This window comes from Streptomyces sp. NPDC086080 (assembly GCF_044540255.1).
Classification (GTDB): Bacteria; Actinomycetota; Actinomycetes; order Streptomycetales; family Streptomycetaceae; genus Streptomyces.
Genome location: NZ_JBITRU010000069.1, coordinates 1 through 16,322, shown reverse-complemented (window position 1 = coordinate 16,322; position 16,322 = coordinate 1). Strand labels below are relative to the sequence as shown.

Sequence of the window (16,322 nt, the reverse complement as noted above, 5' to 3'; positions counted from 1 at the left end):
GACCGGGAAACACGAAGACGGTCCGCCCGACGCCACCCGCGACCCCGGACACCACCCCACCCGCAGGCTCACCCGACACCACCGCAGCCAGACCCACCGCATGCGAACCCACCACCACGGCCCGATGCTCAAAACACGCCCGCGTCGACACCAACGACCAACCCACAGCCGCCGAATCCGCCTCCTGGGCAAGCGGCAGCAACGCCCCGGCCTGATCGCGCAGTGCCTCCGGGGAACGGGCGGACAGCAGCCACGGAACCACCGGCAGTTCCGCACCCGGCCCGGCCTCAGCGTCCTCGGGCGGCGCCTCCTCCACGATCACGTGGGCGTTCGTCCCGCTCACACCGAATGCGGACACACCCGCCCGCCGCAGCTGCTCCCCGCGCGGCCACTCCCGCGCCTCGGACAGCAACTCCACCGCACCCGCCGACCAGTCCACATGCGACGACGGCGTATCAGCGTGCAACGTCCGGGGCATCAGCCCGTGCCGCAGCGCCAGCACCATCTTCATCACACCCGCGACACCCGCCGCCGCCTGCGTGTGACCGAGGTTCGACTTCACCGAGCCCAGCCACAACGGCCGGCCCTCCGGACGGTCCTGCCCGTACGTGTCGAGCAGCGCCTGCGCCTCGATCGGGTCACCCAGCGTCGTCCCCGTGCCGTGCGCCTCCACCACGTCCACCTCGGCGGACGACAGAGCGGCGTTGGCCAGCGCCTGCCGGATCACCCGCTGCTGCGACGGACCATTGGGCGCGGTCAGGCCGTTCGACGCACCGTCCTGGTTGACGGCCGTGCCCCGCACCACCGCCAGTACCCGGTGCCCGTTGCGTCGCGCGTCCGACAGCCGCTCCACGAGGAAGACGCCGGCGCCCTCGGAGATGCCCATGCCGTCCGCGTCGTCGGAGAACGCCTTGGAGCGGCCGTCCTCGGCCAGGCCGCGCTGACGGCTGAAGCCGATGAAGCCCAGGGGGGAGGAGCCGATGGAGGCGGCGCCGGCCAGGGCGAGCGAGCACTCGCCGGCGCGCAGTGCCTGGGCCGCGAGGTGCAGGGCCACGAGGGCCGAGGAGCACCCGGTGTCCACGGTGACCGCGGGGCCTTCGAGGCCGAGCGTGTACGAGATCCGCCCGCTGGCCACGCTCGTGGCCGTGCCGGTGATGAGGTGGCCCTCCACGCCTTCCGGGAGCTGCCGCAGGCCGGTGCCGTAGCCGCCGTTGCCGACGCCGACGAAGACGCCGCACTCGATGCCGCGCAGGGTGTGCGGGTCGATCCGGCCGTGCTCGATCGCCTCCCAGGAGGTTTCCAGGAGCAGCCGTTGCTGCGGGTCCATCGCCAGCGCCTCGCGCGGCGAGATGCCGAAGAAGGCGGGGTCGAAGGCGCCCGCGTCGTGGACGAAGCCGCCCGTACGGACGTAGGTGTGTCCCTCGTCGTCGGCGTCCGGGCTGTAGAGCCGTTGCAGGTCCCATCCCCGGTCGTCGGGGAAGGCGGTGATGACGTCCTCACCGTCGGAGATCACCTGCCACAGGTCCTCGGGCGATTCGATGCCACCGGGGAAGCGGCAGCCCATGCCGATGATCGCGACGGCGTCGTCGTCCGGGTCGGGGCCGGCGGTGAGCCGGGCGACGGGAGTCCGGACGGCGGGCCGCTCGCCGAAGAGGGTCGTGTGCAGGTGCTGGGCCAGGCGGATGACGTTGGGGTGGTCGAAGACCACGGTGGTGGCGAGTTTCAGGCCGGTGGCGGTGCGCAGGGCGTTGCGCAGGGCCACGGCGAGGAGCGAGTCGAAGCCGAGGTCGCGCAGCGGCCGCCCGTCCTCGATGGCGTCCGCGGTGGCGTGTCCGAGGACCGTGGCCGCGTGGGCCCGCACCAGGTCACGCAGCGCCGACTCACGGTCCGCCACGGACAGGGGACGCAGCCGCTCCCGCAGGGAGTTCGCCTCGGCGCTGCCGGTGTCCTGCTCGTCGGCGGCGCGGGAGGCCGCGAGGGCGGCTTCGGCCTCGGGGATGTCCTTGACGAGCGGGCGGGGGCGGGCGGCCGTGTAGGCGGGGGTGAAGTCCGCCCAGTCGATGTCGCCGATGGCGAGGAACGTCTCGTCGTCGGCCATCGCCCGGCGCAGGCCGTTGATCGCGACTCCGGGCTGCATGGCGGACAGACCACGCCAGTTGAGGGAGTCGTCGTCGACGGTGTCGCCCAGGCCGCGGCCGTCGGCGGCCCACAGTCCCCAGGCGATCGTCGTGCCGGTGAGGCCGCGGGCGCGCCGGGCGCGGGTGACCGCTTCGAGGTGGGCGTTGCCCGCCGCGTAGGCGCCGTGGCCGCCGGCGCCCCAGACGGCCGCGACGGAGGAGTACAGGATGAACGCGTCCAGGTCCGTGCGGTCGAAGATGCGGTCGAGGTGGGTGGTCCCGGCCAGTTTCGCTTCGGCGTCGGCCGCGAAGTCGGTCAGGCCGGTGCCGGTCAGGGCGGCGGGCCGGCCGATGCCCGCGCCGTGCACCACGGTTCGGATCGGTGGGCCCTCGGCCTCGATCCGCTCGACGAGGCGGGCGAGGGCCGCGTGATCGGCGACGTCGCAGGCGGCGAGCGTCACCCTGGGGCCGAGGGCGCCCAGTTCCTCGGCGAGTTCGCGGGCGCCGGGTGCGTCCGGTCCGCGCCGGGAGGTGAGGACGAGGTGCTCCGCGCCGGCCTCGGCAAGCCAGCGGGCGGTGTGGGCGCCCAGTTGCCCGGTGCCGCCGGTGATCAGCGCCGTGCCGCTGGTGCGCCACGGCCGGCCGTTCGGGGCCGGCGCCGGGGCGCGCCGCAGTCGCCGTGCCCGTGTGCCGCCCTCGCGGATCGCCAGTTGGTCCTCGTCGCCGCCCGCGCCGAGTACGGCCGCCAGGTGTGCCAGGTCGTCGGTGCCGGGGTTCTCCGGAAGGTCGACGAGACCGCCCCAGAGGTGCGGGAGTTCGAGTCCGAGGACGAGGCCGAGACCCCAGGTGCTGCCCTGTGCGGGGTGGGTCACCGGGTCGTCGCGGTCGGTGGTGACGGCGCCCCGGGTGCACAACCGCAGCGGGGGTGCGTCGTCCTGGCCGGCCAGGGCCTGGGTGAGCAGGACGTTGAGCGCGAGCCCTGTGGTGAGTACGGAATGGTTCGGGTCGGGGCTCTCGTCGAGGGCGAGCAGGGACAGCACGCCGGTCACCCCGGTGTGCGCGTCCAGCAGCTCACCGATCCGCTGCCGGTCGGCGCCGGTGGCGAGCACCAGCTCGGCCACCTCCGCGCCGTGCTCCCGCAGCGCCCCGCCGATCGCCTCGACCGTCTCCGTACGGTCCGGCTGTCCCTCCGACGTCACCAGCAGCCAGCGCCCGTCGAGCCGCGCGGGGGCGAGGTCCGGGCCCGGCACCCATGCGATGTCGTAGCGCCAGGAGTCGAGCAGGGAGTCCGTGCGGCGGCGGGCCCGCCAGTCGTGGAGCGCCGGGAGTACGGCGTCGAGGGCGTCCTCGGCCACGCCGAGCGCGTCGGAGAGTTCACGCGTGTCGCCGGTGTCGACGGCGGTCCAGAACTCGGTGTCGGCGGCGTCCTGCCCGGGTCCGGCCGGCCGCTGCTCCAGCCAGTAACGCTGCCGCTGGAAGGCGTACGTCGGCAGGTCGACGGCGCGGGCACCCGTCGGTGCGAAGAAGGCGGCCCAGTCGACGTGGGCGCCGTCCGTCCACAGCCGGGCGAGAGCGGTCACGGCGGTGACCGGTTCGGGGCGCTTTCCGTGCAGGACGGGGACGACGCAGGTGGCCTCGTCGGAGGTTTCGCCGATGGCGCCGACGAGGCTCGCGTCGGGGCCGAGTTCGACGAAGCGGGTGACACCGAGGGACGACAGCCGGGTCACGGCGTCGGCGAAGCGGACGGTGCCGCGGACCTGGTCGGCCCAGTAGGCCGGGGTGAACTCCTCGACCGGCTCGCCGGTCAGCGCGGAGACCATCGGAATCCGCGGCCGGGCGTACGCCAACTCCTCTGCCACCAGAGCGAACTCGTCCAGCATCGGGTCCATCAGCGCCGAGTGGAAGGCGTGACTGACGTCGAGCCGGCGGCCCTTGGCGTCCGGCAGCCGGGCCGCGACGGCTTCCACGGCGGCGCGGTCTCCGGACAGCACCACCTGGGTGGGGCCGTTCACCGCCGCGAGGGACACGTCGTCGGTGAGGAACGGGGTCACTTCGTCGACGGTCGCGCGTACGGCCCACATGGCGCCGCCTTCGGGCAGCGCCCGCATCAGGCGCGCCCGGGCGGAGACGAGCCGGCACGCGTCCGCGAGGGACAGCACGCCGGCGACGTGTGCGGCCGCCAGTTCACCGACCGAGTGCCCGACCAGGTGGTCGGGCCGCACGCCCCACGACTCCAGCAGCCGGAACAGGGCGACCTCGACGGCGAAGAGGGCCGGCTGCGCCCATCCGGTGTCGTTCAGGTCCTCCGTATCGCCGTTCATCACCTCGCGCAGCCCGTCGAAGTGCGCGCACACCTCGTCCAGAGCGGCTTCGAAGACGGGGAAGGCCGCTGCCAGTTCCCGGCCCATGCCGACGCGCTGGCCGCCCTGGCCGGAGAAGACGTAGGCGGTCAGTCCCTCCCCGGTCGTGCCGGTCACCACGCCCGGCGCGGGTGTGCCGGTGGCGAGCGCCGTCAGCCCGGCACGCGCCCGGTCCGTGTCCGGGCCGAGGACGACCGCCCGGTGCTCCAGGGCGGCCCGGGTGGTGGCCAGCGACAGTCCGACGTCCGCCGGGTCGAGGCCCGCCGTGCCGGCCGCCAGCCGGTCGGCCTGTGCGGCCACCGCGTCCGGGGTACGGGCCGAGACCGGCCAGGGCACCACCGGCAGCCGGACCGTGGGGACGTCGGCGGGGGCGTCGGTCTCCTCAGGCTCCGGTGCCTCCTCGACGATCACGTGGGCGTTGGTGCCGCTGGCGCCGAAGGCGGAGACTCCCGCCCGGCGCGGTCGCTCACCGCGCGGCCACTCCCGTGCCTCGGACAGCAGTTCCACCGCACCGGCCGACCAGTCGACGTGCGACGACGGCGTCCCGGCGTGCAGGGTGGCGGGCAGCAGTTCGTGGCGCAGCGCCAGCACCGTCTTGATCACACCGGCGAGACCGGCGGCGGCCTGCGTGTGCCCGATGTTCGACTTGACCGTGCCGAGCCACAGCGGCCGGCCGTCCGCACGGCCCTGACCGTAGGTCGCGAGCAGCGCCTGGGCCTCGATGGGGTCGCCGAGCCGGGTGCCCGTGCCGTGTGCCTCGACCGCGTCCACCTCGGACGCGGACACGCCCGCGTTCGCCAGCGCCTGGCGGATCACCCGCTGCTGGGCGGGGCCGTTCGGCGCGGTCAGACCGTTGGACGCGCCGTCCTGGTTGACCGCGGTGCCCCGCACCACGGCCAGCACCCGGTGCCCGTTGCGGCGCGCGTCCGACAGCCGCTCCAGCAGCAGGACGCCGACGCCCTCGCCCCAGCCGGTGCCGTCGGCGCCGTCCGAGAAGGCCTTGACCCGTCCGTCGACGGCGAGCCCGGACTGCCGGCTGAACTCGGTGAAGTTGCGCGGTGAGCCCATGACGGTGGCGCCCGCCGCGAGGGCAAGCGAGCACTCGTCGTCGCGCAGTGCCCGGACCGCCAGGTGCACGGCGACCAGGGAGGACGAGCACATGGTGTCGACGGTGACGGCGGGACCTTCCAGTCCCAGGGTGTAGGCGATCCGGCCGGAGAGGACGGCGCTCGAACCACCGGTGAGCAGATGGCCCTCCACGCCTTCGGGCGCGGTGCCGGCCGACGCGGTGTAGCCCTGGTCGCCGGCCCCGACGAAGACGCCCGCCCGCTCGCCGCGCAGGGTGTCCGCGTCGATGCCGGCCCGCTCGACGGCCTCCCACGCGGCCTCGAGGAGCAGCCGTTGCTGCGGGTCCATCGCCAGCGCCTCACGCGGCGACACCCCGAAGAAGGCGGCGTCGAACTCGGCGGCACGGTCGAGGAACGCGCCGTGCCGGGTGTAGGTGGTGCCGGGGTGGTCGGGGTCGGGGTGGTAGAGCCGCTCCGGGTCCCAGCCGCGGTCGGCGGGCAGGTCTCCGACGAGGTCGGCGCCGGCCGCGATCAGCTCCCAGAAGTCCTCGGGGGTGTCCGCGCCCGGGAAGCGGCAGCTCATCGACACGATCGCGATGGGCTCGCGCCGCTTGTCCTCCAACTCCTGGAGCTTCCTGCGGGTCGTCCGCAGGTCCGCGGTGACCCGGTTCAGATAATCCCGCAGCCGCTGTTCGTTCCCGCCACTGCTCATCGGATGCCCAACTCCCGGTCGATCAGGTCGAAGATCTCGTCGTTCGTCGCCGCCGCCAGGTCCTCGCGCGGGTCGGCGGCCTCTGCTGTGGGTTCGGCGCGGCGCAGCAGCGCGCGCAGCCGGTCGGCCACGTCGTGGCGGGTCCACTCCTCGTCCGGCAGCGCCGCGAGAGCGGCCTCGAGGTGGTCCAGGCCGGCGAGCACGTCGGGGGTCCCACCGGACAGTTCGTCCCGCAGGTGGCGGGCGAGCGAGGCCGGGGTGGGATGGTCGTAGACCAGGGTCGCGGGCAGCCGCAGCCCGGTCGCCGTGCCGAGCCGGTTACGGAACTCCAAGGCCGTCAGGGAGTCGAAGCCGAGCTCCTTGAACGCCCTGCGGGGGCGGATGTCCTCCGGACGGCCCGCCTTGAGGACCGCGGCGGCCTCCCGCCGGACGATGTCCACGAGCGCGGTCTCCGCGTCCTCGGCGGACAGCCCGGCGAGCCGGTCCGCGAGCGCCGTGGACCGCTCCCGCCCGGACGCGTCGTCGCCCTGCGGCTGCCGGGGCACGGCCTGCGCCGCGGTGAGCGCGGCGACCAGTCGGCGGTCCCTGGTCATGGTGTAGAGCGGCAGGAAACGGGCGAGGTCGAAGGCGGCCACGGCGATGGCGGCGTCCCCGTTGCCGACGGCCTGCGCCAGGGCCCGTACGGCCTGTTCCGGCCGCATCAGGCGCATCCCGCGCCGGGTGAGCAGGTCGGCGACGTCGCCCTCGACCATGCCGCCGCCGTCCCAGGCGCCCCAGGCGACCGACGTGGCCACCGCGCCGCGGGCGCGCCGCGCCTGCGCGAAGGCGTCCAGATAGGCGTTGGCGGCGGCGTACGCGGCCTTGCCCGCGTCGCCCCAGATCCCGGCCCCGGAGGAGAACAGGACGAAGGCGTCCAGGTCGAGGCCGGCGGTCAGGGCGTCCAGGTTGCGGGCGCCCTCGGTCTTGGCCCGGACGATTCGGGCGAGTTCGGCGGTGGACAGGTCCGCGACGGGGATCTCCGGCTGGGTGACCCCCGCGGTGTGCACGACCGCGGTGAGCGGCTCGGTGGCGTCGATCGCCCGGATTACGGCGGCGAGCGCCTCGGCGTCGGCGACGTCGCAGGCGGCGATGGTCACCCCGGAACCGAGGGCCGTCAGTTCCTCGCGCAGTGCGGCCGCGCCCGGTGCCCCCTCGCCCCGGCGGCTGGTGAGGACCAGGTGGGCGGCGCCGTGCCGGGCCGCCCAGCGGGCCACATGGGCGCCCAGGGCGCCGGTGCCGCCGGTGATCAGGACGGTGCCGCGCGGCTGCCACGGCTGTGCCTCGGGCGCCGGGTCCGGGACCAGGCGCCGTCCGAGGGCTTGCGTGCCGCGCAGGGCCACCTCGGTCTCGCCGGAGGCTCCCGACAGGGTCGCGCAGAGCTGGACGAGGATGTCCTCCGCGCTCTCCGGGTTCTCCGGGCTCTCCACGCTCTCCGCGCTCTCCGCGCTCTCCGCGCTCTCCGGGCTCTCCGGGCTCTCCGGGTTCTCCGGGCGGTCCTCGTGCGGTCGGCCCGGCAAGTCGACCAGCCCGCACAGCCGGCCGGGCTCGTCCAGGCCGAGCACCACACCGAGGCCCCACACCTGTGCCTGAAGGGGATTGCGGACCGGGTCGTCCGGCCCGGTGCCGACCGCACCCCGCGTCGCCAGCCACAGGGGGGCGTCACCGGTCCGTCCGGCGAGGGCCCGCGCACAGGCGACCGTGTCGGTCAGACCGGTGGTGAGGTCCGGCTCGGTGGCGTCGGGCCGCTCGTCGAGGGCGGCCAGGGACAGGACGCCGTCGACGTGGTCCGGCAACGGCGTGTCCCCCTGGGCCAGTTGGCGCGCGCTGACCGGGTGCGGGGTGGCCCCGTGCCGGGCGAGCCCGGCCAGCACCGCCCGGACCAGATCCGGCGCGACCTCCTCGTCCGGGGTCACCACGATCCACTGCCCGCCGAGTTCCGGCGTGGCGCCCGGGGGTGTCCGCGGGTCCCCGGCCGGCACCGGGGTCCACACGACGCGGTGGCGCCAGCTGTCGACGAGCGTCGCCGCCTGGCGCGCGGCGACCTCGGCGGGCGTCCGGATCCAGTGACGCCGCCGCTGGAACGGATAGGTGGGCAGGTCGACCGCGCGAGGCGGGACGTCCGGTACCGCCCGGCCCCAGTCGACGGGCGCGCCGCGCACCCATGCCTCGGCCAGCGAGAGCAGGAAGCGCTCGGGGCCTCCCTCGCCCCGGCGCAGCGACCCCACGGCGAACGCGTCGTCCCGGTCGGCCAGCGTCTCCTCGATCGCGGCGAGCAGCACCGGATGCGGACTGCTCTCCACGAAGAGCCCGAAGCCGTGGTCGGTCAGGGTCCGCACCGCGTCGGCGAAACGCACCGGCCGGCGGAGGTTCGCGCACCAGTACGCCGCTTCGAGCACCGGGCCGTCGATCCACTCGCCGGTGACGGAGGAGAGGAACGGCACGTCGGGGCGGCGGGGTCGTACCGGCGCCAGCAGGGTGGCGAGTTCGTCGAGAATCGGGTCGACGTGAACGGAGTGGGAGGCGTAGTCGACCGGGATCATCCGTACCCGTACGTCGCGCCGCGCGCAGGTGCGGGCGAGTTCCTCCAGTGCGTCGCGGTCACCGGAGAGCACCACCGAGCCGGGCCCGTTGACCGCGGCGACCGACACCCTCTCCCCGTAGGGAGCCAGCAACTTCGCGACGCCGTCCTCCGGCAGCGCGACGATGGCCATGCCACCGCTTCCGGTGACCGCGGTGATGGCACGGCTGCGCAGGCAGACCACCCGCGCCGCGTCCTCCAGCGACAACGCACCCGCCACACACGCCGCAGCGATCTCACCCTGCGAATGCCCCACCACCGCAGCCGGCACGACACCGTGCGACTGCCACAGTGCCGCGAGCGCCACCATCACCGCGAACGACGCCGGCTGCACCACATCCACACGATCCAACGACGGAGCACCCTGGGCACCCAGCAGCACATCCGTCAACGACCAGTCCACCAGCCCCGACATCGCGGCCTCACACTCCGCGATCCGCGCCGCGAACACCGGCGAAGCATCCAGCAGCCCCACCGCCATACCCGCCCACTGCGCACCCTGACCGGGAAACACGAACACCGTGCGCCCGACGCCACCCGCGACCCCGGACACCACCCCACCCGCAGGCTCACCCGACACCACAGCAGCCAGACCCGCCGCATGCGAACCCACCACCACGGCCCGATGCTCAAAACACGCCCGCGTCGACACCAACGACCAACCCACACCCACCGGATCCGCCTCCCCGGCAAGCGGCAGCAACGCCGCGGCCTGATCGCGCAGTGCTTCCGGGGAGCGGGCGGACAGGACCCAGGGAACGACCCCGGCGGGCGGCTGCCCGGCCGGAGCGGGTTCCGCTTCCGTCGCGGGTGCCTGCTCCAGGATCACGTGGGCGTTGGTGCCGCTGATGCCGAAGGCGGAGACGCCGGCCCGGCGTGGCCGGTCCGTCTCGGGCCATGTCCGGGGTTCGGTCAGCAGCCGGACGGCGCCCGAGTCCCAGTCGACGCGCGAGGTGGGCTCGGCCGCGTGCAGGGTGCGCGGGAGAGTCCCGTGGCGCAGCGCCTGCACCATCTTGATCATTCCGACGACGCCGGCCGCGGCCTGGGTGTGTCCGATGTTGGACTTCACCGAGCCCAGCCACAACGGCCGGTCGGCGGGCCGGTCCTGCCCGTACGTGGCGAGCAGGGCCTGCGCCTCGATGGGGTCGCCGAGCCGGGTGCCCGTGCCGTGTGCCTCGACCGCGTCCACCTCGGACGCGGACAGACCCGCGTTGGCCAGCGCCTGGCGGATCACCCGCTGCTGGGCGGGGCCGCTCGGCGCGCTGAGGCCGTTGGAGGCACCGTCCTGGTTGACCGCGGTGCCCCGCACCACCGCCAGCACCCGGTGCCCGTTGCGGCGCGCGTCCGACAGTCGCTCCACGAGGAGGACGCCCACGCCCTCGGCCATGCCGAAGCCGTCCGCGTCCTCGGCGAAGGACCGGCAGCGTCCGTCGGTGGACAGGGCGCGCTGCCTGCTGAAGCTGACCAGTGGGGTCGGGGTCGACATGACGGCGGCGCCGGCGACCAGGGCGAGTCCGCACTCGCCGGACTGGAGCGCGCGGGCCGCCATGTGCAGGGCGACCAGGGAGGAGGAGCAGGCGGTGTCGACGGTGATCGCGGGTCCGGTGAAACCGTAGGTGTAGGAGAGCCGTCCGGAGGCCACGCTCGGGGCGCCGCCCGTGACGTGGTAGCCCTCCAGTTCGCCGGGCATGCCGTGCGGCTGTCCGTAGTCCGGCGCCAGTACACCGGCGAACACGCCCGTGTCACCGCCCTTCAGGTCCGCGGGCACGAGTCCCGCGTTCTCGAACGCCTCCCAGGAGGTCTCGAGGAGCAGCCGCTGCTGGGGGTCCATCGCCAGCGCCTCGCGCGCCGAGATGCCGAAGAACTCGTGGTCGAACTCGGCAGCCCCGTAAAGGAATCCGCCCGCCCGGGTGTAGCTGGTGCCGTGCCGGTCGGGGTCGGGGTCGTAGAGGGAGCCGAGGTCCCAGCCCCGGTCCGTGGGCAGGGGCCCGGTCGCATCGGTCCCGTCCATGAGCAGGCGCCACATCGCGTCCGGGCCGTTGATGCCGCCGGGCAGTCTGCAGGCCATGCCGATGACGGCGAGGGGTTCGTCGGACACGCCGTGTCCGGGCCCGGTCGCCGTGCGGTCCGGCAGACCGCCGTACGCCTCCCGCCACAGGTGCTCGGCGAGCAGGGCGGGGGTCGGGTGGTCGAAGACGAGGGTGGTGGGCAGCGGGGTTCCGGTGACCTTGGCCAGTCTGTTGCGCAGTTCGACGGCGGTCAGGGAGTCGAATCCGAGATCCTTGAAGGCGCGGTCGTCGGCGAGGGCCTTCGGGTCGCCGTGGCCGAGGACCGTGGCGGTGTGCTCGCGCACCACGGCGAGGACGGCGTCGCGTTGTGCGTCCTCGGGGAGTTGGTCCAGCCGCTCCCGCAGGGCCGAGGCGGGCCGGTCGGTGGGCCGGGACTGTGCCGCCCCGGCCGGGTCGGTGATGAGTTCGCTGTCGGTGACGAGTTCGCTCAGCAGCGGGCTCGGGCGGGCGGCCGTGAAGACCGGGCCGAAGCGGTCCCGGTCGAGGTCCGCCACGGTGAGGGCCGTCTCGTCGTGGTCGAGGACGAGCCGCAGTGCGTCGAGGGCGTGGTCCGGGTCGAGGACCGGGAGTCCGGTCGCGGCGAGGGTCGCCCAGCGGCTCTCGTCGATCATGCCGCCGCCGCCCCATGGGCCCCAGGCGATCGAGGTGGCGGTGAGTCCGCGGGCGCGCCGCCGCCCGGCGAGGGCGTCGAGGAAGGCGTTCGCGGCGCCGTAGGTGCCGTGTTCGGCGACGCCCCAGACGGCCGAGACCGAGGAGAACAGGACGAAGGCGTCCAGCGGGGTGTCGGCGAGCAACGCGTCGAGGTGGCGTGCGCCGTCGGTCTTGGCGGCCAGGAGGGCCGGCAGGTCCTCGGACCTGACGTCCTTCAGCGGGCTCAGCTCGCAGACGCCGGCCGCGTGGAACACCGCCGTGAGCGGCCGGTCGGCGGGGATTCCGGCGAGCAGAGCGGCCAGTACGGCGCGGTCGGTGACGTCACCGGCGGCCACCGTCAGCTCCGTGCCCAGTTCCCGCAGTTCGGCGGCGAGGCTGGTGGTCCCCGGGGTGTCGCCACCACGGCGGCCGAGCAGGATCACGTGCGCGGCACCGCCCTCCGCCAGCCACCGCGCGAGCCGGCGGCCGAGTGCGCCGGTGCCCCCGGTGATCAGGACGGTGCCGTGGGGCGCGTAGGAGCGTCGCCCGTTCGCCGGTCGCCGTGCCTCGACGAGGCGGCGGGCGAACACACCGGCGGGCCGGACGGCGGCCTGGTCCTCCCGGCCGCTGCCGGTGAGGACCGTGGCCAGTCGTTCGCGGACGCGGGCGTCCCAGTGTTCCGGCAGGTCGACCAGACCGCCCCAGGTACGGGGGTGCTCGACCGCCGCTGCCCGTCCCGCGCCCCAGATCGCCGCCTGTGCCGGTTCGGGGGCCGGGTCCGCGGGCCCGGTGGTGACGGCGCCGCGCGTGGCGCACCACAGGGGTGCGGTGACACCGGCCCGGTCCAGGGCGCTCAGCAGGGTGGCGGTGGCGGCCACGCCCGCCGCCGGGTCCGTACGCGCGTGCAGGGCGCGCAGCGACAGCACCCCGGCGAGCGGCTTGTCGGCGGCCACTCGCGCGAGGGTCCCGGCGTCGACCTCGCCGTCGGGCAGCACGCACAGGACGACGTCCGCCCCCGCGTCGCGCAGGGCGCGGGCCGCCTCCCGGTGGTCGTCCCCGTCGGTGTCCCGTGCCACCACCAGCCAGCGGCCGGCCGGTACGGAGGCGGGGGTGTGCGGTGCCGGGCGCCACACGACGTCGTAGCGCAGGTGCTCGGCCGGGTGCCTGTCGGCTGCGGGGGCCGAGGGGGCGGGCTCGGGTGGCGTCCACCAGTAGCGCTGCCGGTCGAACGGGTACGTGGGCAGCTCGATCCGGCGGCCGGCGTGGCCCGCGAGCACGTCCTCCCAGTCCGGTTCCACACCGTGGACGTGCAGCTGGGCGAGCGACTCGTCCAGCCGCCCCGGCCCGCCGTCACCGCGGCGCAGGGAGCCGACGGCGACACCGTCGCGGTGCCCGGCGCCCTCCAGGGTCTGCTGCACGGCGATGGTCAGCGTCGGGTGCGGGCTCGTCTCCAGGAAGATCCGGTGCCCGGAGCCGGCCAGGCTCTCGATGGTCTCGTCGAAGCGGACGGTGCCCCGCAGATTGCGGTACCAGTAGTCCCCGGTCAGTTCGCTGCCGTCCAGTACGGTCCCGGTCACCGTGGAGTGGAAGGGCACCTCGGCGCGTCGCGGTTCGACCGGGGCGAGGAGGCCTGCCAGTTCCTCCTCGATGGCCTCGACCTGCGCGGAGTGGGACGCGTAGTCGACGGGGATGGCGCGGGCGTGGATGTCCTGCCGCCCGCACTCGGCGAGGAGTTCGCCGATCGCCTCGGTATCACCGGAGACCACGACGGAGCGGGGCCCGTTCGTCGCCGCGACGGAGACCCTGCCGTCGAACCGCTCCACCAGTTCGGTCACCCGGTCCAGGCCCTGGAAGAGGGACGCCATCGTGCCGCGCCCCGACAGCGCGAGCAGCGCGCGACTGCGCAGGGCCACGACGCGTGCCGCGTCCCGCAGGCTCAGCGCGCCCGCCACACAGGCCGCCGCGATCTCCCCCTGCGAGTGCCCGACCACCGCGGAGGGCCGGACACCCCGGGACCGCCACAGGTCGGCGAGGCACACCATCGTCGCCCACAGCGCCGGCTGCACCACGTCGACACGGTCGAGGGAGGGGGCGCCCGCGGCGCCGCGCAGCACGTCGGTCAGCGACCAGTCCACGAACTCGTCCAGCGCCTGCTCGCACTCGGCGGCGCGGGTCGCGAAGACCGGTGAGGAGTCGAGCAGTTCCGCGGCCATTCCGGCCCACTGCCCGCCCTGTCCCGGGAAGACGAACACCACCCGGTCGTCGCCCACGGACGCCCCGCGTACGAGTCCGGTCGCCTCACCGTCCTCGGCGAGCACCGAGAGCCGCCGGTCCAGTTCCGCGGCGGAACCGGCGAACAGCACGGCACGCTCGTCGAACCTGGCCCGCCCGGTGGCCAGCGTGTACGCGACATCGGCGGGCCTCGCGTCCACCGCGCCGCCGCGCAGCGCCGTACGCAGGCGCCGCGCCTGCTCGCGCAGGGCCTCGGGGGTACGGGCGGACAGCACGTGGGGCAGGACGCCCGCGCCGTCGACGCTCCCGTCGCCGGCGCCCGCCTGGGTCAGCTCCGGTGGCTCCGGTGGCTCCGCCAGGATGACGTGCGCGTTGGTGCCGCCCACCCCGAACGCCGACACCCCCGCCCGGCGCGGACGGTCTCCGTCCGGCGTCCAGGGCACGGGTTCGGTCAGCAGCCTGACCTCGCCGGCCGTCCAGTCGACGTGCGCGGAGGGAGTCTTTGCGTGCAAGGTCCGCGGCAGCAGTCCGTGGCGCATCGCGAGCACCATCTTCATCACGCCGCCGAGCCCGGCGGCGGCCTGCGCGTGCCCGATGTTGGACTTCAACGAGCCGAGCCACAGCGGCCGTTCGGCCGGACGGCCACGACCGTAGACGTCGATCAGGGAGGTCGCCTCGATCGGGTCGCCGAGCCGGGTGCCGGTGCCGTGCGCCTCCACGGCGTCCACCTCGGCCGGCGTCGCGCCCGCGACCGCGAGCGCCTGCCGGATCACCCGCTGCTGTGCGGGACCGTTCGGCGCGGTCAGCCCGTTGGACGCGCCGTCGGAGTTGACCGCCGTCCCCTCCACCACGGCCAGCACGCGGTGCCCGTTGCGCCGGGCGTCGGACAGCCGCTCCAGTACGAGGGTGCCCACGCCCTCCGCCCAGCCGGTGCCGTCGGCGTCGTCCGAGAACGCCTTGCAGCGCCCGTCGGGGGCCAGCCCGCGCTGGCGGCTGAACTCCACGAAGATGCCCGGCCGGGACATCACGGTCGCCGCGCCGGCCAGCGCCAGTGAGCATTCGCCGCCGCGCAGCGACTGCACCGCCAGGTGCAGGGCGACCAGCGATGCCGAACACGCCGTGTCGACGGTCATCGCGGGCCCTTCCAGGCCCAGTACGTACGAGATCCGGCCGGACGCCGTGGATCCCGTCGTGCCGGTCAGGGCATAACCCTCGACACCGTCCGACGCCTCGTGCAGCCGTGGCCCGTATTCCTGGGCCATCGCCCCCACGAACACACCGGTCCGCGTGCCGTGGAGGCGGGACGGCTCGATCCCGGCCCGCTCCAGCGCCTCCCAGGCCGTCTCCAGGAGCAGCCTCTGCTGCGGGTCCATGGCCAGGGCCTCGCGCGGGCTGATACCGAAGAAGTCCGCGTCGAAGTCGCCCGCGTCGTAGAGGAATCCGCCCTCCCGGACCGTCGAGCCCCCGGGGGCGTCCGGGTCCGAAAGGAGCCGTTCGAGGTCCCAGCCCCGGTCGGCGGGGAACGGCCCCACGGCGTCCGTGCCCGACCGCACCAGTTCCCACAGGTCCTCGGGCGAGCGGACGCCGCCCGGGAAACGGCATCCCATGCCGACGATCGCGATCGGCTCGTCGTGGGCCGGCCGTGCGAGGGGCACCGGCGCATCCCGCCCTGTCGCCGTACCGGACAACGCCTCCAGGTATGCGGCCAGTTGGGTGGGAGTCGGCTGGTCGAACAGCACGGTCGTGGGCAGGTCGGCGCCGAGTGCCTCACGGAGCCGGTTGCGCAGCCGGAGGGAGGACTGCGAGTCGAAACCGAGCTCCTTGAAGGACACGCGCGCGGCGATGGCGGCCGTGTCCTTGTGGCCGAGTACGGCAGCCGCGTGCGCGGACACCAGGTCCAGCAGGATCCGCCGCCGCTCGTCCTCGTTCGCGGCCGCGCCCAGTCGGGCGGCCACCACGCTGGTCGCCGCCTCCTCGGCGGAGTCCGGAGCCACGGTGTCGAACCAGTGCCTGCGGCGCTGGAAGGCGTAGGTGGGCAGGTCGACGGTCGCGGGCCGGGCACCCTCGAAGACGGCCGCCCAGTCCACCTCCACACCACGGACCCACAACTCCGCCACACTGGACAGGAAACGCTCCAGGCCTCCGTCATCACGACGCAGCGACCCGGTGACCACACCGTCCCCGGACACCGTCTCCACGATCTCCTGCACCGCGGCCGTCAGCACCGGATGCGACGACACCTCGACGAACGCGCCATACCCCTCCGACGCCAGCCTCTCCACCGCGTCGGAGAACCGCACCCGGGACCGCAGGTTGGTGAACCAGTACCCGGCATCCATCCCCGAGCCGTCCACCCACTCACCCGACACCGTCGACAACAACGGCACCTCACCCGCACGCGGGACAATCCCCGCCAGGGCACTGGTCACCTCGTCCCGCAGCACATCCATCGCCGCCGAATGCGACGCATAATCCACCGCGATCCGACGCGCCCGCACCCCCACACGACCACACTCGG

Annotated in this window: 2 protein-coding genes; both read right to left on the bottom strand. The window is 74.5% G+C overall.

Annotated features, from left to right (window positions below; all coding sequences use genetic code 11):
* Positions 1–6,256 (bottom strand): type I polyketide synthase (locus ACIF9R_RS37345; RefSeq protein ID WP_399987437.1); only part of this gene is annotated, 6,256 nt, incomplete at its 3' end.
* A complete protein-coding gene (locus ACIF9R_RS37340) occupies positions 6,253–16,308 on the bottom strand; it encodes an SDR family NAD(P)-dependent oxidoreductase (protein ID WP_399987435.1) in 10,056 nt (3,351 codons plus the stop codon). The genes ACIF9R_RS37340 and ACIF9R_RS37345, both read right to left, overlap by 4 nt.
* Positions 16,309–16,322 lie beyond the last annotated feature (14 nt).